Below are 20,319 nucleotides of genomic sequence, written 5' to 3' on the forward strand. Positions count from 1 at the left end.
GTCGGGGAAGGATCAGACCGAGCCGGAGGCGGGCCCCGTCACGGCCGGGCGGCTCGTGCCGACCCAGCCCCGGGTCCCGCCGGCTACGGAAAGGGCGTCCGTCCCGGCATCGGCGAGACGGTCCGCGGCCCACTGACCGCGGTTGCCGCTCGCACAGATCACAGACACCGTTCGCCCCTTCGGTACGCGGGGCAGTGCGGCGGCCAGGGTTGACAGCGGGGCCGGGTGCACACCAGACACGTGGGCCGGCCGGCATTCCGCCGGTTCCCGCACGTCGAGAACCACGACGCCGACACCCCAGGCCGCGGCACAGGTCTCCAGGTCGACTTCACGAGCCATGGGCGAGATTCCCTCCAGATACCCCCCTGGGTATTACAGCTTCGACGATAAGCACCTCCCGCCAACGCTGTCAAATACCCCCCCAGGTATTTGAGAGTCGATCGGTCACGGGAGCGTGGAACAAACCCGCCCTCACGCCGGTTGAAGCTCCCATATACCCCACCGGGTATACGAGAGGAGAGTGGAACCCATGCCGACCGTCGAGCTGACCAAGGAAAACTTCGAGGAGACCGTCACGGGCTCGGAGATCGTGCTGATCGACTTCTGGGCCGGATGGTGCGGCCCCTGCCGCATGTTCGGCCCCGTCTACGAGCGGGCGGCCGAGCGCCACCCGGACATCGTCTTCGGCAAGGTCGACACCGAGGCGCAGCCGGAGCTCGCCGGCGCCTTCCGCATCTCCTCCATCCCCACCCTGATGGCCGTCCGCGACCGGACCGTGCTCTACGCACAGCCCGGCGCACTGCCGCCACAGTCCCTGGAGGAACTGATCACCAGGATCCGGTCCACCGACATGGAAGAGGTCCACCGGCAGGCCGTCACTCCCACGGCCGAGCGAACCTGATGGGCCGGAGCGTCAGCACAACGTCAGACCGAAGGACCGAACGGTCTTCCAGTGCCTGTCGTCCGCCTCCGGCGACGCGTCAGGACATCATGCTGTTCGCGGCCCGATCCTGGGCCGCGAACAGCAGCCCGACGACCGGGTCGGCCGCACACCGAGGCGGCCGCCGTCCGAAGAGTGAGGTGAGGACATGCACCACGACCGCACCGTCAAGGTCGCCAAAACCTTCCAAGAGACGGTGGAGACCGTCCGGCGCGCCCTCGCCGACCAGGGCTTCGGCATCCTGACCGAGATCGACGTCCAGGCCACGCTCGAGGCAAAACTCGGCCACGACATGGAGCCCTACCTGATCCTCGGAGCGTGCAACCCCCAACTCGCCCGTCGGGCACTGGACGCCGACCGATCGATCGGGCTGCTGCTCCCCTGCAACGTCGTGGTCCGCGCCGACGGCGATCAGGTGATCGTGCAGGCGATCGACCCCGCGACCATGGTCACTCTCACCGGCGTCGACGCCATGGCTCCGGTCGCGGACGAGGCGGCGCGCCGCCTCGACGCCGCACTCGCCACCGTCGCAGAAGGCGGTACGTGAGCCTTGAGGATGCCGCGCAGGGCTGACCACCGGCCGCACCCGAGGCCGCCGCTTGGTGCGCCCCGACGAGCTGTCCCTGGGGCCGCGTCGAACCGGCTCCCGGCGGAATGCGGCACGACGATGGAGGCACGGACCGGCCGTCGGCTCGACGGGGGAACCGTATCCGCAACATGCCGACGGCCATCAAAAGGGAGACTCATCGTGTCGTACGGCACCCAGGTACGGGACGTACTGCGGGCGCCCGCACGCGAGCTGCGGCGCACTGTCCCGCAGGTGTACGAGGGCTGCAAACAGCTTCACGACAGCGTGTTGGGATCCGGTGCGCCGGACGCCAGGACCAAGCAGCTCATCACGCTGGCCATCGCGGTGAGCAGGGAGTGCGACTACGGCATCGCCCATCACGCCCAGTAGTCCGCGAGGAAACGACCGACGAGCAGGGTCTGCACGACCCGCTGCGGGAAGGCCCCCTCCCCGGCGGTCAGGCACCGGGCTGTGGCGAGGTTGTCCTGGGACTGACGGAGTACGTGAGCGCCGTACGCACCCGGGTCGAGGCCATGCCCCCGGGCCACACCAGGACCGAAGCCGAAGCGTGGATCGACTGGGAGGCAGCCCGCGTGGAACGCCTCGACCCTCTGAGCACACGCCCGGCAGTCGCCAATCCCACACGACGACCCATCAGAAACCGCGCGGTCCGCGCGTCAAACGTGCGTCACGTGCGTCACGTGCGTCAAACATGCGTCGAGTTATGGCATCTCACGCACGTGACACCCCTACCGCACACTCGGAGAAGCAGCAGGTCAGCGGCCCTTCTCGATGGGCCGGGAGGTGCTGGGAGGTGCGTCGGATCCGGTGGCCGGGATGGACAGCGCGGCCTCCACCCACCGACCCGGGTCGGGGTCGGTGAACGGGCCCGCCGCGCCGACCGCGGCGCCGGACTGGTCTCGGGTGTGGCCTCCGGTTGCGGGCGATGCGGTCGACGGGCAGCAGGTGTACCGCGCGCTCGGCGACCTCGGCCTCGCGTACGGCCCGGTTTTCCGGGGTGTGCGCGCCGCGTGGTCGCGTGGGGAGGAAGTCTTCGCCGACCTGGCGCTCGACACCGACACCGCAGCGCGCGCCACCGCCTTCGGACTGCATCCGGCACTGCTGGACGCGGTGTTTCACGCGGCTGTCGGCCATCTCGCCGAGGGCGGGGCCGACGGCCGGGTGCCGCTGCCTTTCGCCTTCGACGGTGTCCAGCTGGCACAGTCCGGCGTGGGTGCCCTGCGCGCCCGCATCGCCCGCACCGCACCGGACACCTTCTGCGTGGAGGCGGTCGACGCGACCGGCGCCCTCGTGCTGAGCATGGAGTCGGTGCGGTCCCGCCCGATCGTGGGGCGGGCGCTGGCCCGGCTGCGCGGCGCGGCGCCGTTGTTCGACCTCGAGTGGGTCGCCGTGCCTGCCGTCTCCAAGGCGGACACCGGGCGCATCGTCGTGCTCGGCGAGCCGGCGGCCGTCGAGGCCCCTGAGCCCCCGACATGCTGTGCCGATCTCGCGGAACTAGCCGTGCTGCAGGATGTTCCTGACACGGTGGTCTGGTCGGCGCCCCGCGGAAACGGTACCGGCGCGTCGGACATACACGCTGGCGTGCTGACGACGCTCGCACTGTTGCAGGGCTGGACGGCCGCCGAACACCCCGGCCGGCTCGCGATCGTGACGCGCACGGCCGCCGGACTGCCCGGCGAGGAACCCGATCTGGTCGGAGCCGCCGTGGCGGGCCTGGTGCGCAGCGCACAGTCCGAGCACCCGGGCCGGTTCCTGCTCATCGACCACGACGGCGATGCCCTGCCGATCACGTCGCTCGCCAACGCCCTGGCCCAGGACGAGCCGCACCTGGCCGTTCGCGAGGGTCGGCTCCTGGCACCGCGATTGCAGCAGCTACCCGCCACCGAACCGGGTGTGCCACCGTCGTTCGACCACGGCACGGTGCTCATCACCGGCGGCACCGGCGGCATCGGTGCGATCGTCGCCCGGCATCTGGTCACAGCGCACGGCGCGCGACGGCTGCTGCTGGCATCGCGGCGCGGTGCCGCCGCGGACGGCACCGCCGAACTGATCGCGGAGCTGACCGACCTCGGCGCCCACGTCCGGGTCGTGGCCTGCGACGTCACCGAACGCGCCGCCGTCCGATCCCTGTTGGCCGACATCGACACCGACGCCCCGCTGACCGCAGTCATCCATGCGGCGGGCGTCCTGGACGACGGCACGCTCGACACCCTCACCGCCGCGCAGACGACACGGGTGCTGGCACCGAAGGCCGATGCGGCACTGCACCTGCACGAATTGACCCGCGACCTGAATCTGTCGGCGTTCATGCTGTTCTCTTCCGCGGCGCCGTTGCTCGGCGGACAAGGACAGGGCAACTACGCCGCCGCGAACGCGGCGATGGACGCGCTGGCACGCCTGCGGCGCAGCGCGGGCCTGCCCGCGCACTCACTGGCCTGGGGGCTGTGGACCGTCGGCATGGCAGGGATGCTCGGCGGGGACGGCGCCGAGCAGTACGTCCGCCAGATCCGGGCCAGGCTGGGCCTGATCCCGATCGACCCGGAGTCCGGGATGGCGCTGTTCGACAACGCGCTCGCGACCGATCGGGCGACACCGACGACGGCCCTGCTGGACACGGCAGCGCTCACCGACCTGGTGCGTGCCGGCACACTGCCCGCGGTACTGCGCGGCATGATCCGGGTTCCCCCGGCCACCGCGAGTGCCGGTGTCGGCCTGACGCGGCAGCTGGCCGCACTGCCCGACGCCGACCGCGACGGTGTGATCCTGCAGGAGGTGCGCAACGTCGCCTCGGCGGTCCTCGGCCACCTGTCCGGCGACGCGATCGACCCGGACGCGCCGTTCACCGAGCTCGGTTTCGACTCCCTCGGTGCCGTCGAATTCCGGAACCGGCTCGCCCAGCTGATCGGGCTGACGCTGCCGTCGACGCTGATCTTCGACCACCCGACCGCCGCCGACGTGGCGAAACTAGTGCGATCGCTGATCGAGGAATCCGACACCGGCGTGGTCGAGCAGGCACCGGCTGGCGTGCGCGGCACGATCACCGACCTGGTGTCGGCGGCGCATCGCCGCGGTCAGCTGGAAGGGGCGATGCCCCTGCTGACCGCGAGCTCGGCCCTGATGACCACGTACTCCGTCGGCGAGGCCGCCGAACACCGCCCGGATGCGCAGCTCCTGGCGCGCGGCGCCGCGGCACCGGCACTGGTGTGCATCCCCTCGTTCCTGGCGGGATCGGGCCCGCACCAGTTCGCCCGCCTGGCTCGCGAACTGGGCGGCGAGCGGCAGGTCAGCGCGTTGCGGCTGCCCGGCATGCGCGCGGGCGACGACCTGCCGGCGACATGGGCGGCGGCGATCGAGAGCTTCGCCACGGCCGTCGCGAGGGAACTCGAGCGAGGCCCGGTTGCGCTCATCGGCTATTCGGCCGGTGGCGCGCTCGCCCATGCGGTTGCCCGGCGGATCGAAGACGACGGCTGCGAGCTCGCGGGCGTCGCGATGATCGACACCTACTCTCCGGAAGAGCACGAACTCAATCGCCTCGTGCTCACCGACGCGCTGGGGCAGATCCTGTCCCGGGACAACGCGCTGACCCCTGTCGACGACCACGGCCTGGTTTCCATGGGCGGCTACGTGCGGATATACCCCGAGCGCGAGGCCGGGTCGATCGCCGCGCCGACGCTGGATCTGCGGGCCACCGTGACACTGAGCAGCTTCGGGGACGTCGACCCCGTCCCCGACTGGCAACACCGTGGACCGGCCGAGTACATCGAGGCAGATCACTTCTCGATCATCGAGGAACGGGCGGCAGAGACCGCCGCACACCTCCGGCGCTGGCTCGATTCGCTCAGCAGCCGGTGATGTCCTCACCGTCAGTCGCCTTTTCGGGTTGTTGGCAAGATTCTCGGCTCGTTCTCGTGAACGGCCGGGGTCCCCACGGGCGTGCCGGTACCCGACTTGGAGGTCCTGGCCTCTCGGAGCCGTCGAGGTCCCTCGACGGCTCCGAGAGTCCGACGGACACACCAGATGGCCAAAAGAACATGCGCCGTGGCCGACAAGAGCTGGTTCCCGGGCCGGCACGCCTGGACCGCAGTGCACGCGGATGCGTACCGCTTCTTCGGCGGTGTCCCGCGGCGTCTGGTGGCGGGCAGGCTGACGACAGGGGTGGACGAGCCGCACCTCCACGACCCGCAGACCAACAAGTCGTGCGCTGAACTCGCCTTTCAACAGGGCGCACTGGCGCAGGTGGGAGTTCGTAGGGGCCTGGCTCGGTGCTTCGCTGACACCAAGCACGCCTTGAGCGCGCAGTCGTTGGCGGTGGCTGCGCGGCTGGTGGACCATCCACGCCCCCGCCGAAGCAGGTGGTGCTCGATGGTCAGGCACGTCGCCATAGGGGGCGCAGAGCGCGGTGCGACAACTCAGGTGAAGGCACGGAATCCACTCAATCGCAACCCCTCCCCGGAGCGAAACCTTCGACTCGGAAATCTACCGGGGGCACAAAAATAATCAATTCGCAAATCCAGCGGAGGCATACGGTTCGCTTGCTCGCAATGGCTTTGTAGAGAAATTCTAAGATTGACAGCGTTGTGGGGTTTGCCTATAGTCCCGTCGTTCACGCTCTCGCCGATCGATATTCGAAGGTGGCCATGACTGCGCCCCCAGCGTTGCCGAAGTCCAGGCAGCGGTTAGTCCTTGCCGTTCTCATGGTGTGTTCGCTGCTGATTTGGCTGGACAACACCGTTCTCAGTATCACCCTGGAGACCCTTGCCGACCCGGTCCGCGGACTGGGCGCCAGCCCGGCCGAACTGCAATGGGCCACAGGCGCGTACACCCTGGTCTTCGCGACATTGATGTTCACCGCCGGCGCACTGGGCGACAGCTTCGGCCACCGGAATGTGCTCGCGGTCGGCTTGGTGGTCTTTCTCGGTGCCTCGATCTGGGCCGCGTACGCAGGCGACGCGGGCCAGCTGATTGCAGCCCGGGCCGCGATGGGAGTCGGCGCCGCACTGATCATGCCTGCCAACTTCGCCATCCTGCTGTGGACCTTCACCGGTCCTGCGCGGGCGACCGCGATCGCCATCTCTTCGACATCCACCGGTGTCGGCATGGCGGCGGGCCCCGTGCTGGCAGGACTTCTGCTCAGCCATTTCTGGTGGGGTTCGGTCTTCCTCGTCAACGTCCCCATCATCGTGCTGGCGTTGGCCGGGATCGTCCGGCTGGTCCCCAACTTCCGCAGCCCTACTGTGCGGCCGCTGGACCCGGCCGGGATCTTGCTGTCGATCAGCGGACTCGCGGCCTTGACCTACGGCCTGATCCGCGCGGGGCAGGTAGATGCCTGGAACCGTGGGGACGTCTGGGCGCCGATCGCGGCCGGACTTGTCCTGCTGGCCGCATTCGTGCTCGTCGAACTGCGCGTCAAGGTGTCGAGTTTCGATCCCCGGATGCTTGCGCAGCGCATGTTCGGCGGTGGCAACGCGGCCATGGCGTTGCTGCTCTTCTCCGTGGCCGCCATCACGTTCTACAACGCGTTCTACATGCAGGGCGCATTGGGCTACTCGCCGATGAAGGCCGGCTTGGCCAACGTTCCGACCGCGGCCGGCGCTGTTGTAGGTGCGCCCCTGGGCGCACGTCTGGTCAGCCGATGGTCGCTGCGCCCCGTCGCGGTGCCGGCGCTCACGGTGGCGGCGTTCAGCTTCGGCGCGGTCGGACTCCTCGGTCTGCACACCTCACTCGTCTGGATCGAGATCCTGCTACTGGTGCAGGGCCTTTCCGTCGGCATGGTGATGGCCCCGGTGACCGGAGCACTGATCAGCAGCCTGCCGCTGGAACGGTCTGGTGCCGGGTCGGCCGTCACCAACACGGCGCGGCAGGTCGGCAGTGTGATCGGGATCGCGGTGGGCGGCACGATCATGTCGGTCGCGTATCGAGGCGCTATCGAACCCTCGCTGAGCGATGTCCCTGAGTCGCTGCGGGACAGCGCCCGGGTTTCCGCGGAACAGGCTCGGCATGTCGCCGCCACCCTCGACCAGCCCACTCTTACACAGGCTGCCGATCATGCGTTTATCCACTCCATGCACGTCGGTGCGGTCTGGATCATGCTCATCGCACTCTTCGCGGCAGCCGTGCTGCTCCTTGCCCTGCCCGCTACCGGGAAGGAGAAGAGCCCGGCACCGGAGCCGGAGTACGAAGAGGCCCGCAGCGCCGAGCCCCGCTCCGCCGCGTGAGGGGCCGTCGGCGCCCAGGGAAGAGAGAGACGGCGCTGGGAGTTTCCACGCTTCCACCACGCTCGATCGGCAAGGTAACTCTTAGGTGAGAGCTCGCCCGGGCCCGTGGAACTGTCTGCCGCGCTCGTTGGTTTCCGATGACTGGTCGCGCATACCGGGTTCGATCCGACGTTCCCGGGGGGCCGAGCGCCGTGCTTGGCCAACCGGGAACGTGGAGCTCAGCGCCGCCGAACCTTCCCCTTTTCCCGAGCTCGGCAGAACATTGCGGCAGCCAAGGGCTGGCTCGACCACCGGCATGCGGGCATCGGGAGCCCAATGAGCGACATGTCGAAGCAGCGACAGATTTCACCAAATAAGTCAAGGCCCTTCCTGTAGGAGGCTTTGACCGTATGCCTCGCATCGAAGGAGCGCCTTGTTGTCGGAAATGAATGATCCCGCTGTGCGTGAGGTTGAATCGGAGCAAGATTATGTGTCCTCCTTGTACGCGTTGCTCACTGAGCGGCTTTCCGAGGCTCGAGTGCACCGGGCGAGTGCGCTGAAGGCCACGACGGACAGCGCCGCCGAGGCATACGAGAGGGAAACCTCCGTCGAGCGTCTGACCAAGGAAATAGGCCGGCTGGAGGGCGCCGAAAAGGGGCTGGTCTTCGGGCGCATCGACTGGACGGACGGCACGGCCCTGCGCATCGGGCGGATCGGACTGCACACGGAGGAGGACGACCTGCCGCTGCTCGTGGACTGGCGCGCGAACGCGGCGCGGCCCTTCTACGAGGCGACACCGGTCCACCCGATGGACCTGCGGCGGCGTCGGCACCTGCGCCTCGAGGAGCGCACGGTCGTCTCGGTGAGCGACGAACTGCTGGACGGGACCGCCCCGACCGACGAGGACGTCGTGGGGGACGGCCCGTTGGCCGACGCTCTGTCGGCGCGGCGTACGGGCAGGATGCACGCGGCCGTCGCGACCCTGCAGGCCGAGCAGGACGAGATCGTCCGCTCCGCCCACCGCGGAGTGACCGTGGTGCAGGGCGGCCCCGGCACCGGCAAGACGGTGGTCGCCCTGCACCGGGCGGCCTATGTCCTGTACGCGTTCCCGCGCGCCACGGAGGAGGGTGTCCTGGTGGTGGGCCCGAACGCCCGCTTCCTCGACTACATCTCCCAGGTCCTTCCCTCGCTCGGCGAGAACGACGTCGTTCTGACGACCTGTCAGGAACTGGCCGGAGTATCCACGGACACGGTGGGCCCGTTCGACACCGCGCGCCTCAAGGGAAGGTCCGACCTCGCCGACGCCCTGGCCGGCCTGCTGCGCGTCCACCAAGCCCCCGCCGGTGACTTCACCGTGCGGGTCGGAAAGGAACGGGTTCAGCTTTCCGGCGAGGAGGTCGCCACGGCGCGCGATGCCGCCTTGGCGGCCGTATCGGGGCACAACCCCGCGCGCCAGGTGTTCAAAGAGCTCTTGGTCGACGCCGTCACCGACGCGATGCAACGGGACATGGGCGACCTCCTGGAGCAGATCGACGCCGATGCCGAAAGGATGACGGGCCTGAACCTCGACCGTTTCACGGGAGTCGCCCAGCGCCGTGCCGAAGGTGCGGCCGCCCCGGGACCGGTCCACGAGCTGGACCTGGACGCCATCCGGGCCGATCTCCTCGACGACGCCGGCGCCGACCGAGCGGTCGAGGTGCTGTGGCCGCGGCTGGTACCCGGTGACCTCGTGAAGGCACTCCTGACGGACGCCGAGGCTCTCGCCGAGCGCCTGCCCCGCCTGACCGCGCAGGAGCGGTCCCTGCTGCTGCGCGGTCCGGACGACCCGTGGACCGATGCCGATGTGCCGTTGCTGGACGAGGCGGCGAACCTGGTCGACGGCCCCCCCGAGCGGACGTACGGGCACGTCGTCGTCGACGAGGCGCAGGAGCTGACCGCCATGCAGTGGCGGATGATCGTCCGCCGCTGTCCGGCAAGGGCGATGACGCTGGTGGGTGACTTCGCCCAGGCAGGCCCGGTCGCGACGGCATGCGACTGGAAGGAGGCACTGAGCCCTCACGTCGGACCGCGGTTCAAACTGCACAACCTGACCGTTAGTTACCGCACCACGCAGGAGATCCTGGAGAGCGTCCGGGACCTGCTCACGCGGATCGCTCCGGACCAGAAGCCCACACGGTCGCTGCGAAGCGGTGAGAGCCCTCGCACCGTGACCACACCTCCGGACGGATTGGTCGCCGCCGTCGTCCAGGAGCTCCGCGCCCAGAGCACCGCGCACCCGGGCGAACTTCTGGGTGTGATCTGCGCGGACACCAGGGTGAGCGAGCTGACGGCCCAGGGCGTCGCTCGCCAGGCACGCATCGTGCCGGCGTCCGAAGCACGCGGCCTGGAGTTCGACGGCGTCGTCGTCGTGAACCCCGAGGAAATCATCACGGCCCGCCCCGGTGGGGAACGGGACTTGTACGTAGCCCTGACCCGGGCCACCAAGCGCCTCTGCACCATCACCGTCCAGCCCGCCTGACGACTCGGCGCCCGCGTCGTCACCGCGGGCGCCGCCGGCATCACGCGGCCTGGTCCAAGCCGACGACGTTCAGATCCCCTTCGCGCAGCAGGGTGAAGTCGACGTCGAGCTTCGGGTCGTACAAGTCGGGTTCGATGCAGAGTCCGTGCGTGCTGTACTCACCGCCCGGACGCCCCGCGGATGTGCCTGGCCGCCTCGTACAGGCCCACACTGGTGCCCTTGACGAAGGTGATGCGCGCGTCGCGGCCGAACGGATCGTCAAGCTCGGGTCGTTGCCCGAGGGCGGACCGAAGCGGCGCCCTGCTTGGACCAGTTGCACGGCGTCGTGCCGTCGCTGTCGCGATCGGCCGGCAGCCGTAACGACCCCTCCGGCTGGGCAGCACTCATGTTCCAGCTTCTCCAGCGCCATATCGATCAGACCGGCAAGCCGGTTCTTCGCCACGGCCTCCTTACGGATCGTCGCCTCCGCGGCCTGCCGGGCCCGGGCCTGCTGGCCCTTCGTCCCCACTCGTCGGCGAACCTCTGTACCCGCCGATCAGCGGTACGGCCCGTCGCGTACGCCAGGAGTGTGCCCTCCGGAAGCTCGACTGTACGGCGGACGAGGTCGACCACCGTCTCCGGATAGTCGTCTGCCTTCGGAACCCTTCCGTCCGCTGATACGACGTCAGCGCCAGCAGCAATGCGGGCTGATGGCCGTCGGAACCCATCCATGCGACGGCCCACGCGCAGGCCGCCGGACAGACATGACAGGCCATCGTGGCGTAGCGCGTCCAGGTCGTCGATACTGTCCGCCCCGGTCACCATCCCCGTGCACGGCTCGGCCAACCGGATCGTCGGGATGAACCCGGCATACGCGATCAGGTCGGAGCCATCGAACGCGGCAAACAGTTCCGCGGGCCTGTGTGAAGTTTTTACTTGAAATTTTTTTCCAGAGATGCCTTGTCGACAGTTCCCGTCACTCCGTGCCATGCTCATCTATCAGGGGGGTGAACCTTCCAGATTTTAATGCAAGGAAACGGGGGGCACTGATATGAGTAACGGGGGATCGCTGATATGGGCAGCGTGAAGAACGGGTTAACCTGGCAGCCGGTTTCGAGCAGCGAAGATCACGAAAACTATAGTAGTCGGATAGGCGACTTGACGCCTGACATATCTGGCGGACGAGCTTCCCTGAGGGCTGGACGATCCCTGTCGCAGGCTGGGATAGCACTGATAGTCGAAGATGACATTCGTCGATACAGTATCGAGGGAATGCTTCGTTCGCTCGGCATCCAGTTGACAGTTCAATCCGTCACGGACGCCGAAGAGCTTTCGACGTTCTGCAACGGTTGGCTGGTCATCTCAGACAGCAATGCTTTGGGGTCCGTACCTGGCGAGATCGCTGAAAAGCTGCGCATCCAGAAAACGCGTGTACTGATCCTGATGGATTCAGCGGACGTTGTTGAGCAATCCTGGGCCGATCATGCAAACGGTTTTCTGCACTGGGCAGATCTCTGCCCCGAGTCCCTGCGCGAAGCGATCGCCGACGTGAAGGCCGGACGATTGCACGTGTCGGCGACTCTGGCACGACGGTCCGTGACGGCATCCGACCAGGCCGGTGATGACACCACCTCGAAGCGCGCGTCGATGATTTCACTGTCGGCACGTGAACACCAGGTGCTGCGCCTGATTGCCGAGGGGCTAAGCAACCGACAAGTCGCTCGATCGCTGAGTATCTCCGAACATGGAGCCAAGCGCACGGTCGGAATCATTTTGGCCAAGCTCAACTGCCCAAATCGGACTCTTGCGGTTGTTCGGGCCATGGAGTCGGGACTCCTCGCTATGTGAGAAGTCAACCGACTAGCGAAGTTCTGTCCGTCGACACGGCTAGTCCAGAAATGACTTCTTGATAGGCCGCCATGAGGCAGGCTGTCCTCTCTCAGTCGCGGCCTGCCGCTGCTTGACGAACAGGCTCCAGAGGGCTGGGGTATTCGCGAATGCCCCAGCCCTTGAGTCCGTGAATTGCAGTCCCGAATCTCCCCTGGGACTATCGATTCCGGTTGGGAATAGGCCTCCTGAGGTCAGGCACCTTGTTCCCCTTCCGCGTCGACCGTACCCGGGTTGCAGCGAACACCTCGAATCAATACTTAACGCTTCGCTACTGATCTCGCCCGCGCTCCAACTGCTCTTCCGATCTCGGCCAACTTGTCGACCTGCTGCCGCAGTTGACTTCCCTTTGGTTGAATTTACCAGGAGCAAGCACGACTGAGCTGTTTCAGCATTGCCGCTCCAGAGTGAGGACGGCCGCGGTAATTGACGGCATTCGCCGACCCACACAACGACGTCGAACCCCGCTCGCCCAATGTGATGGTCTCTCAGAACGAGCGTCACACGAGCGTCAAGAACCTGCGGGACGTGCAGCCACGGCTTGCGCCGTCGTCGTCGGCCCCCGATGAAACCGCAGGTCAGGTTCGTGTGGCCGACCAGCCTGGCGCTTCACCTGTTGGACTGGCGGAAACAGGTGAAGCGGATGACGAACATCACAGAATCGCAGGTCAGCGGCCCTTTTCGGCAGGCTCGAGGATCGCGACACACTCCACGTGGTGCGTCATCGGGAACAGGTCGAACGCCCGCAGCGTCCGTACCCGGTAGCCGTTGTCCCCGAAGTACGCCACGTCCCGGGCCAGCGCCGCCGGATCGCAGGCGACGTAGGCGATGCGCCGGGCCCCGAGGCCCGAAACGTACTCGACGGTGGCCCGGCCCACGCCCGCGCGCGGAGGGTCCAGGACCACGAGGTCCGCCTCGGTGATGCCGGTGCGGGGCAGGACCGACTCGACCTTGCCGTGTTCGATCCGGACGCGCGGCAGGTCCTGGAGGTTGTGCCGGGCGTCCTCGACGGCCCGCTTGCCCGACTCGATGCCGAGCACCGCGCCCTTCTCCCCGACGCGCTGGGCGATGGCCCCCGCGAACAGGCCGACGCCGCAGTAGAGGTCGAGGGCCGTGTCCCCCTTGCGCGGCATCAACCCCTGCATCACCGCCGCGACGAGGGTCTGCGCGGCCTTGGGGTGGACCTGCCAGAAGCCGCCCATGCCGACGCGGTAGGTGCGGTCGTCGGCGCGTTCGCGGACGAAGGGACGCCCGTGGACGCGATGGATGCTGCCGTCCTTCTCGTGGACGCGGAGCACCGAGACCGGCTTGTCCAGCTCCACGATCGGCAGCCGGGCCCCGGGGCGCGGGGTGAGGATCACCTGGTGGTCGGACGAGCCGGTGGCGGCGATGGCCTCGATCGAGGCCATGCCCTCCCAGCTGCGCTTCTCAATTCCCAGTTCGGTCACCTCAGGCGCCGCGATCATGCAGTGCTCGACCGGCTCGACCTCGTGCGAGCGGTGGCGCCGCAGGCCCGCCCGCCCGGAGGCGTCGACGGCGTACTGGACGCGGGTGCGCCAGGCCGGCACCTCGCCGGCGGGCAGCTTGTCGCCTTCCGCGGGCATCACCGTGCCGTCCCAGCCGGCCTCTTCCGGGGAGAGGCCCGCGAGGCGCTTCAGCTGCTCCGCGATCACCTCGCCCTTGAGCCGTCGTTGGGCACCCGGCTTGGCATGCTGCCAGTCACAGCCACCGCACTTGCCGGGCCCGGCGTACGGGCACGGCGCCTCGATCCGGTCCTTGGACGCCTGCAGGATCCGCACTGCATCCGCCCGGAGGTAACGGGAGCCCTCCTCGCCCTCCGTGACCCGGGCGACGATCTTCTCCCCGGGCAGCGCGTGCCGGACGAACAGGACACGGCCCGCGTCGGTGCGCGCGATGCAGTGGCCGCCGTGTGCGACGGGGCCGACCTCGACCTCGTACTCCTCCCCGACGAGTGAGGACTCAGGTGCGTTCTGCATGGCGGGGACGGCTCCAGGGATACGTGAGAGGGGGCTGCCGCCCGTTGCGGACGACAGCCCCCCAGTCTACGTGCCGGCCGGAGCGCCTCAGCCCCTGCTGCTGGGCTCCTTGGGTCGTTCGCTCACGGGGCCGCGGCGCACCGAACCCGGCGCGTTCCAGTCCTGGCGCTTCTTGGCCCGCTTCTTCGCCAGTTCGGAGGACTGCAGCTGATACGGCACGGAGGTCACCATGATGCCCGGGGTGAACAGCAGCCGCCCCTTGAGTCGCAGGGCGCTCTGGTTGTGCAGCAGGTGCTCGTACCAGTGGCCGACCACGTACTCGGGGATGATGACGCTGACCGCGTCGCGCGGGCTCTCCCGCCGCAGGCCCTTCACGTACTCGATGATCGGCCGGGTGATCTCTCGATAGGGGGAGTCCAGGATCTTCAGCGGCACGTTGATGCCGCGACGGTCCCACTCCTCCTGGAGGGCCTTGGTCTCCGCCGGGTCGACGTTGATGCTGACGGCCTCCAGCTTGTCGGAGCGCATCAGCTTGGCGTAGGCAACGGCACGCAGCGTCGGGCGGTGCACCTTGGAGACCAGCACGATCGAGTGGACCCGGGACGGCCGCACGGTGTCGTCGCTCGGCTCGTCTGGGGCGGCGATCTCCTCCGCGACCCGGTCGTAGTGCTTGCGGATGGCCGTCATCGTTCCGTAGAAGATCACCATGCCCAGCAGGGCGACCCAGGCGCCGTGGGTGAACTTGGTGGCCAGGACGACCGTGAGCACCAGGCCGGTGAAGAACGCGCCGAAGGCGTTGATCGCACGCGAACGGATCATGTGGCGCCGCTTGGCCGGGTCGCGCTCCGTCCTGAGGTGGCGGTTCCAGTGCCGGACCATGCCGGTCTGGCTGAGCGTGAAGGAGACGAACACGCCGACGATGTAGAGCTGGATGAGCCGCGTGGAGTCCGCCCCGTAGATCCACACCAACAGCACGGCCGCTCCGGCGAGCAGCACGATGCCGTTGGAGAAGGCCAGCCGGTCGCCGCGGGTGTGCAGTTGGCGCGGCAGGTAGCGGTCCTGGGCGAGGATCGAACCGAGCAGCGGGAAGCCGTTGTACGCGGTGTTCGCGGCCAGGAAGAGGACCAGGGCGGTGGCTGCGGCGAGCAGCACGAAGAAGAACGTGCCGTCGCCGAAGACGGCCGCCGCCACCTGTGAGATCACCGGGTCCTGGACGTATCCGGAACCGACGGGCGTGCCGTTGCTGAGCAGGTCGTGGGCGGGGTTCTCGGCCATCCTGACGTCGGTGGCCATGGCGAGGCCGATGATCCCGCAGAACATGGTGACGGCGAGGGCACCCATGAGCAGCAGCGTGGTGGCGGCGTTCTTGCTCTTGGGCTTGCGGAACGCGGGGACGCCGTTGCTGATGGCCTCGACACCGGTCAGTGCGGCACAGCCGGAGGAAAAGGCGCGCAGCAGCAGGAAGATCAAGGCGAAACCGGCGAGTCCCTGGGCCTCGGGCTCGATCTCGAAGTCGGCGGTCGGCGCACGCATGCTGTCGCCGAGGACGAGGCCCCGGAATGCACCCCAGGCGATCATGATGAAGACACCAGCGACGAAGACGTAGGTCGGGATGGCGAAGAGCTTGCCCGACTCCTTCACCCCGCGCAGGTTCATGAGCGTCAGCAGCACGATGATGCCGATGGCGCAGAACACCTTGTGCTCCACGACGAACGGGATCGCGGAGCCCAGGTTCTCCACGCCGGAGGAGATCGACACGGCGACGGTGAGGACGTAGTCGACCAGCAGCGCGCTCGCCACGGTGAGACCGGCCTTCGGCCCCAGGTTGGTGTTGGCCACCTCGTAGTCGCCGCCGCCGCTGGGGTAGGCGTGGACGTTCTGCCGGTACGACGCGACGACCGTGAACATCAGGACCACGACGGCGACCGCGATCCACGGGCTGAAGTGGTACGCCGACACGCCCGCGATGGAGAGGACCAGCAGGACTTCGCCCGGGGCGTAGGCCACCGAGGACAGCGGATCGGAGGCGAAGACGGGGAGTGCGATGCGCTTAGGGAGGAGCGTTTCTCCGAGCCTGTCGCTGCGCAGCGCCCTACCGATCAGGATCCGTTTGGGAATGTCGGTCAGTTTGGACACGCAGAGGATCGTAAGGGTTCCATCTGAACGACGCCCACCCGCCGCCCCCGTCCGGCGGGGAAAGGCCCCTCCACGCGACGCTGCGCCGTTCCGCGCCCACGGAGGGCGACGCGGCCACGGTCCAGGATCGGCACCGCGGATGAGGGCGCGGAGGGCACCGCGGCATAAGCTCGTCAGGGGCAGCACCGCACGCGGCTGCTTCGTCGTTGCCCAGCAGAGCCGAGAAAGAAGAGTGAGCAGGGTGTTTGCACAGGTCACCGGGATGACCAGGACTGCGGGGTAGATAAGTGCACATCGTCATCATGGGCTGTGGCCGTGTGGGAGCGGCGCTCGCGCAGACCCTGGAACAGCAGGGGCACACGGTCGCCGTCGTCGACCAGGACCCGACCGCCTTCCGTCGTCTGGGCTCGGGATTCGGCGGCCGCCGCGTCACCGGGGTCGGCTTCGACCAGGACACCCTGCGCGAGGCGGGCATCGAGGAAGCCGGGGCGTTCGCCGCGGTGAGCAGCGGGGACAACTCGAACATCATCGCCGCGCGGGTGGCCCGCGAGATGTTCGGCATCGAGAACGTCGCCGCGCGGATCTACGACCCGCGGCGTGCCGAGGTCTACCAGCGACTGGGCATCCCGACCGTCGCCACCGTCCGCTGGACCGCGGACCAGATGTTGCGTCGGCTGCTGCCTTCGGGCGCCGAGCCGCTGTGGCGGGACCCGAGCGGCGGCGTGCAGCTCGCCGAGGTCCACACCTCGCCGGCCTGGATCGGCCACAAGATCAGCAAGCTGCAGGAGGAGACCGGCGTGCGTGTCGCGTTCCTCACGCGGCTGGGAGAAGCGGTGCTGCCGACTTCGCAGACGGTGCTTCAGGAAGGCGACCTGGTCCACGTGATGATGCGGACCGACGAGATCGAGAAGGTCGAGGCGGCGTTCGCCCAGGGTCCCGAGGAGGGTGGTCACTGATGCGGGTCGCGATTGCCGGGGCCGGCGCGGTGGGTCGTTCCATCGCGGGAGAGCTCCTGGAGAACGGGCACGAGGTGCTGCTGATCGACAAGGCTCCCACGGCCATCTCGGTGGAGCGGGTGCCGCAGGCGGAGTGGCTGCTGGCCGATGCCTGCGAGATCACGTCACTGGACGAGGCCGCTCTGCAGCGGTGCAACGTCGTGATCGCGGCGACCGGTGACGACAAGGTCAATCTGGTCGTGTCACTGCTCGCGAAGACCGAGTACGGTGTGCCGCGCGTGGTGGCCCGGGTCAACAACCCCAAGAACGAGTGGCTCTTCAACGAGGCGTGGGGCGTCGACGTAGCGGTGTCCACGCCACGTCTGATGTCGGCACTGGTCGAGGAGGCGGTGAGCGTCGGCGACCTGGTACGACTGCTGCGGTTCAGCCACGGTGACGCCAACCTGGTCGAGCTGACCCTGCCCCCGGAGTCGGCGCTCGCCGGTACCCAGATCGGGGACGTGGCGTGGCCCGAGGACACGTCGCTGGTGACGATCATCCGGGGCCCGCGGGTCCTCACTCCGCACGGTGAGGAGACCTTGGAGCCCGGCGACGAGCTCCTGTTCGTGGCGGCCCAGGCGCGCGAGGAGCAGTTGGAGGAACTGCTGTCGGTACGTCGTGAGGACACGGCGGCCGGCTGACGGTGCACGCCGGTGACGGGCCCGGGGGCCTGCTGCGTTCCCCGGGCCCTCCGGTGTGCGGGGGCCAGGCGCTCGCACCCGGGTTCGGCAAGCGCCTGGCCCAGGCGACCCAAGCGCCCAGCCCGGGCGACCTCCGTCAGCATCTGGACCCGGGCGGGACGCGGAAGGTGCCCTGCATCGCGCGACGCGTGTCGACGGCCGGTCCGGTCCGGTCCAAGGGCGCAGACGACGCGTGGGACGCAGCGGTGGCCGGTCGCACGCCGGGACGAAGCGGCGCGCATCGCACAGCCCGGGCGCACACGGACGGCAAGGCCCGGGACCCCGTCGAACCGGTCCCGGGCCTGCTGGGTGCACAGCGGTACGCCTCAGCCCTCGCGTTCCTGCGCGGCAGCGGCTTCACGTTCCTTCTCGGCGCGTTTCTGCTCCTCCATCTCCGCGAAGACGTCGATCGGCGGCGGAGCCTTCGCGAGGAAGACCCAGGTCAGGTAGACAGCGAGGAGGAACGGCGGGATCTTGAGGGCGACGAGCACCCAACCGAGCTGGGTGGTGTCGGCCCACCAGTAGAGCGGGAAGAGGATCGCGCACTTGGCGAGCAGGATCAGCCCCCACGCCCAGCTGGCCTTGGCATAGGCCTTCTTGCGGCCGGGGTTGCGCGTGCGCCAGGAGAGGTTCTCCTTGAACACCGGACCCAGGATCAGGCCGATCAGCGGCGCTCCGGCCAGGGTCGTGATGATGTACGCGAGTGCCAGGCCCAGCGTGTACAGCATGCCCGGCAGGTAGAAGTCCTTGGCGTTGCCGGTCATCATCGCGAAGACCACGCCGAAGGCCACGCCGAAGACGCCGCTGAAGGCGTGCTTGACCGTGTCGCGGCGGATCAATCGGACGGCGACCAGCAGCAGCGACACCGCGAGGGCCGCGATCGCCGAGATGTGCAGGTCCTTGTTGATCGTGAAGATCGTGACGAAGAGCAGTCCGGGAAGGACCGTCTCCACCATGCCCCGGACTCCGCCGAAGGCCTCGAACAGGGCTGCCTCGGTGATGGCCTGCGGCGTGGTGGCCGGACCATCGGGGTCCCGTTCCTGTGCGGTCGGCTTGTCGAGAGACGTCACCGGCTACTCCTGTCCGAGCGGTCGGAGTTCGTATTTGGGGTTGAACAGCACCCGACGGCCGTGGCTCATGGCGATCCGGCCCGAGGCGATCATCTTGCGGCCCGGTTCTATACCCACGATGGAGCGCCTGCCCAGCCAGACCACGTCCAACGCGGCGGAGCCGTCGAACAGCTCCGCCTCCAGGGCTGGCACTCCGGCCCGCGGCCTCAGGGTGACCGTGCGCAAGGTACCAGCCACCTTGACGATCTGGCGGTCACCGCAGTCGGAGATGGGCGTGCAGCCCGACGCCTGCGCATCCTCCTGGAGCTCTTCGGATTCCAGGTCCTGCTGGGAGCTGGAGAGTCGGTCGAGCATCCGACGGAAGCGGCCTACCGGCTTCTCGGCTTGGCCGGATCGAGGTACAGCACTCATACAGAAAGCCTACCGGGGTGTTCGGGGGCTCGATCAACGCCCGCGGCAGCGAACCGCGGGCGCCGTCGTCCGCTGGGGTCCACCTGCCGTACGGGGCGGGCCGTTGCCCCGCCTCGAGCCGTGCGGGCGGTGCGGGTCCTCGGCTCGACGGCGGCGACGACCGGCACCCTGCACGCGGGCGGATCGGGGGCGGTCAGCGCTCGAACCGGTAGCCCATGCCGGGCTCGGTGACGAAGTGCTTCGGGTGCGAGGGGTCGGCCTCCAGCTTGCGTCGCAGCTGCGCCATGTACACCCGCAGGTAATTGGTCTCCGTGCCGTACGAGGGGCCCCACACCTCCTGGAGGAGCTGCTTCTGGCTGACCAGCCTGCCGGTGTTGCGGACCAGGACCTCCAGCAGGTGCCACTCGGTCGGGGTGAGCCGGACGTCCCTTCCGCCCCGGTTGACCTTCTTCGCGGAGAGGTCGACGGTGAACCCCTCCGTCTCGACGATCACGGTGTCGTCGTCGCCGCCGACCGGTTCCGCCCTGCGCACCGCGGCGCGCAGCCGCGCCAGCAGTTCGTCCATGCCGAACGGCTTGGTCACGTAGTCGTCGGCCCCGGCATCGAGTGCCTCGACCTTCTCGTCAGAGGTGTGCCGCGCGGACAACACGAGGATCGGCACACGGGTCCAGCCGCGCAGCCCCTTGATCACCTCGACGCCGTCCATGTCCGGCAGACCCAGGTCGAGAACCACGACGTCGGGGTGGCGTGCGGCGGCCAGCTGCAGCGCCGTCGCCCCGTCGGGAGCCGCGTCCACGTCGTACCTGCGCGCCTTCAGGTTGATCACGAGGGCGCGTACGATCTGCGGCTCGTCGTCGACCACGAGCACTCGGGTCATGAGTGCCTTCCTTCCGTCTTCTCGATCGCTGCGTCGGGGTGATGGG

The 20,319-nt window shown here is 68.4% G+C and carries 17 protein-coding genes; 9 read left to right on the top strand and 8 right to left on the bottom strand.

Annotated elements, in window-relative coordinates:
- Positions 1-12 precede the first annotated feature (12 nt).
- Positions 13-339: a rhodanese-like domain-containing protein gene (locus ACFXOM_RS22515; RefSeq protein ID WP_384939999.1), complete on the bottom strand. Its 327-nt coding sequence runs from the start codon at positions 337-339 to the stop codon at positions 13-15.
- Positions 340-529: 190 nt separating this feature from the next.
- On the opposite strand from ACFXOM_RS22515, the gene ACFXOM_RS22520 reads away from it, so the two are divergent.
- The 3 genes from ACFXOM_RS22520 (at position 530) to ACFXOM_RS22530 (ending at position 1,898) form a co-directional block, all read left to right on the top strand.
- The gene (locus ACFXOM_RS22520; RefSeq protein WP_384940001.1) at positions 530-901 is read left to right on the top strand and encodes a thioredoxin family protein; all 372 of its coding nucleotides are present in this window, start codon (positions 530-532) and stop codon (positions 899-901) included.
- Positions 902-1,088: 187 nt separating this feature from the next.
- The gene (locus ACFXOM_RS22525) at positions 1,089-1,487 is read left to right on the top strand and encodes a DUF302 domain-containing protein (RefSeq protein WP_384940003.1); all 399 of its coding nucleotides are present in this window, start codon (positions 1,089-1,091) and stop codon (positions 1,485-1,487) included.
- A 201-nt stretch (positions 1,488-1,688) separates the two neighbouring features.
- On the top strand, positions 1,689-1,898 hold the full coding sequence (locus tag ACFXOM_RS22530) for a carboxymuconolactone decarboxylase family protein (protein WP_384944172.1): 210 nt from the start codon (positions 1,689-1,691) through the stop codon (positions 1,896-1,898).
- On the opposite strand, the gene ACFXOM_RS22535 is transcribed toward ACFXOM_RS22530, so the two are convergent.
- Complete coding sequence (locus ACFXOM_RS22535) at positions 1,886-2,056, bottom strand: hypothetical protein (protein WP_384944174.1); 171 nt, start codon at positions 2,054-2,056, stop codon at positions 1,886-1,888. The two genes, ACFXOM_RS22530 and ACFXOM_RS22535, sit on opposite strands and share 13 nt — an antisense overlap.
- Positions 2,057-2,345: 289 nt before the next feature.
- Here ACFXOM_RS22535 and ACFXOM_RS22540 point away from each other — a divergent pair, with 289 nt between their 5' ends.
- The 3 genes from ACFXOM_RS22540 (at position 2,346) to ACFXOM_RS22550 (ending at position 10,241) form a co-directional block, all read left to right on the top strand.
- Positions 2,346-5,381 (top strand): type I polyketide synthase, encoded by a 3,036-nt coding sequence (locus tag ACFXOM_RS22540; protein ID WP_385039050.1) that lies wholly within the window; start codon positions 2,346-2,348, stop codon positions 5,379-5,381.
- Positions 5,382-6,166: 785 nt separating this feature from the next.
- Positions 6,167-7,744, top strand: coding sequence for an MFS transporter (locus ACFXOM_RS22545; RefSeq protein ID WP_384944176.1), 1,578 nt, complete (start codon positions 6,167-6,169; stop codon positions 7,742-7,744).
- Between the two features lie 469 nt (positions 7,745-8,213).
- Entirely contained in the window at positions 8,214-10,241 is a 2,028-nt protein-coding gene (locus ACFXOM_RS22550) for a HelD family protein (protein WP_385038978.1), read from the top strand.
- A 40-nt stretch (positions 10,242-10,281) separates the two neighbouring features.
- Here ACFXOM_RS22550 and ACFXOM_RS22555 read toward each other — a convergent pair whose 3' ends face one another.
- Complete coding sequence (locus ACFXOM_RS22555) at positions 10,282-10,749, bottom strand: hypothetical protein (protein ID WP_385038980.1); 468 nt, start codon at positions 10,747-10,749, stop codon at positions 10,282-10,284.
- Positions 10,750-11,492: 743 nt separating this feature from the next.
- Here ACFXOM_RS22555 and ACFXOM_RS22560 point away from each other — a divergent pair.
- The gene (locus ACFXOM_RS22560) at positions 11,493-12,068 is read left to right on the top strand and encodes a LuxR C-terminal-related transcriptional regulator (RefSeq protein WP_384943283.1); all 576 of its coding nucleotides are present in this window, start codon (positions 11,493-11,495) and stop codon (positions 12,066-12,068) included.
- A 707-nt stretch (positions 12,069-12,775) separates the two neighbouring features.
- Here the strand turns inward: ACFXOM_RS22560 and ACFXOM_RS22565 are convergent.
- A complete protein-coding gene (locus ACFXOM_RS22565; RefSeq protein ID WP_384944179.1) occupies positions 12,776-14,104 on the bottom strand; it encodes a class I SAM-dependent RNA methyltransferase in 1,329 nt (442 codons plus the stop codon).
- Positions 14,105-14,191: 87 nt separating this feature from the next.
- Positions 14,192-16,240 (bottom strand): APC family permease, encoded by a 2,049-nt coding sequence (locus ACFXOM_RS22570; protein WP_384938447.1) that lies wholly within the window; start codon positions 16,238-16,240, stop codon positions 14,192-14,194.
- 287 nt (positions 16,241-16,527) lie between these two features.
- Here ACFXOM_RS22570 and ACFXOM_RS22575 point away from each other — a divergent pair, with 287 nt between their 5' ends.
- Positions 16,528-17,196 (top strand): potassium channel family protein, encoded by a 669-nt coding sequence (locus ACFXOM_RS22575; protein ID WP_384938445.1) that lies wholly within the window; start codon positions 16,528-16,530, stop codon positions 17,194-17,196.
- Positions 17,196-17,876 (top strand): potassium channel family protein, encoded by a 681-nt coding sequence (locus tag ACFXOM_RS22580; protein ID WP_384938443.1) that lies wholly within the window; start codon positions 17,196-17,198, stop codon positions 17,874-17,876. The genes ACFXOM_RS22575 and ACFXOM_RS22580 overlap by 1 nt, the downstream gene beginning before the upstream one ends.
- 365 nt (positions 17,877-18,241) lie before the next feature.
- Here the strand turns inward: ACFXOM_RS22580 and ACFXOM_RS22585 are convergent, their stop codons facing one another.
- From ACFXOM_RS22585 to ACFXOM_RS22595, 3 genes are all read right to left on the bottom strand, one after another.
- Positions 18,242-18,985, bottom strand: coding sequence for a DUF3159 domain-containing protein (locus ACFXOM_RS22585; RefSeq protein ID WP_385038983.1), 744 nt, complete (start codon positions 18,983-18,985; stop codon positions 18,242-18,244).
- A gap of 3 nt (positions 18,986-18,988) precedes the next feature.
- Positions 18,989-19,396, bottom strand: coding sequence for an OB-fold nucleic acid binding domain-containing protein (locus ACFXOM_RS22590; protein ID WP_384938439.1), 408 nt, complete (start codon positions 19,394-19,396; stop codon positions 18,989-18,991).
- A gap of 193 nt (positions 19,397-19,589) precedes the next feature.
- Positions 19,590-20,273 (bottom strand): response regulator, encoded by a 684-nt coding sequence (locus tag ACFXOM_RS22595; RefSeq protein WP_384938437.1) that lies wholly within the window; start codon positions 20,271-20,273, stop codon positions 19,590-19,592.
- Between the last annotated feature and the right edge of the window lie 46 nt (positions 20,274-20,319).

The organism is Streptomyces sp. NPDC059169, assembly GCF_042755225.1.
Classification (GTDB): domain Bacteria; phylum Actinomycetota; class Actinomycetes; order Streptomycetales; family Streptomycetaceae; genus Streptomyces.

What these genes read in the sequence shown, in the direction of transcription:
- ACFXOM_RS22560 (WP_384943283.1), top strand. Translation starts at nt 11,493, where the DNA reads ATGCTTCGTTCGCTCGGCATCCAGTTGACAGTTCAATCCGTCACGGAC.
- ACFXOM_RS22540 (WP_385039050.1), top strand. Translation starts at nt 2,346, where the DNA reads ATGGACAGCGCGGCCTCCACCCACCGACCCGGGTCGGGGTCGGTGAAC.
- ACFXOM_RS22545 (WP_384944176.1), top strand. Translation starts at nt 6,167, where the DNA reads ATGACTGCGCCCCCAGCGTTGCCGAAGTCCAGGCAGCGGTTAGTCCTT.
- ACFXOM_RS22520 (WP_384940001.1), top strand. Translation starts at nt 530, where the DNA reads ATGCCGACCGTCGAGCTGACCAAGGAAAACTTCGAGGAGACCGTCACG.
- ACFXOM_RS22580 (WP_384938443.1), top strand. Translation starts at nt 17,196, where the DNA reads ATGCGGGTCGCGATTGCCGGGGCCGGCGCGGTGGGTCGTTCCATCGCG.
- ACFXOM_RS22565 (WP_384944179.1), bottom strand. Translation starts at nt 14,104, where the DNA reads ATGCAGAACGCACCTGAGTCCTCACTCGTCGGGGAGGAGTACGAGGTC.
- ACFXOM_RS22590 (WP_384938439.1), bottom strand. Translation starts at nt 19,396, where the DNA reads ATGAGTGCTGTACCTCGATCCGGCCAAGCCGAGAAGCCGGTAGGCCGC.
- ACFXOM_RS22525 (WP_384940003.1), top strand. Translation starts at nt 1,089, where the DNA reads ATGCACCACGACCGCACCGTCAAGGTCGCCAAAACCTTCCAAGAGACG.
- ACFXOM_RS22515 (WP_384939999.1), bottom strand. Translation starts at nt 339, where the DNA reads ATGGCTCGTGAAGTCGACCTGGAGACCTGTGCCGCGGCCTGGGGTGTC.
- ACFXOM_RS22595 (WP_384938437.1), bottom strand. Translation starts at nt 20,273, where the DNA reads ATGACCCGAGTGCTCGTGGTCGACGACGAGCCGCAGATCGTACGCGCC.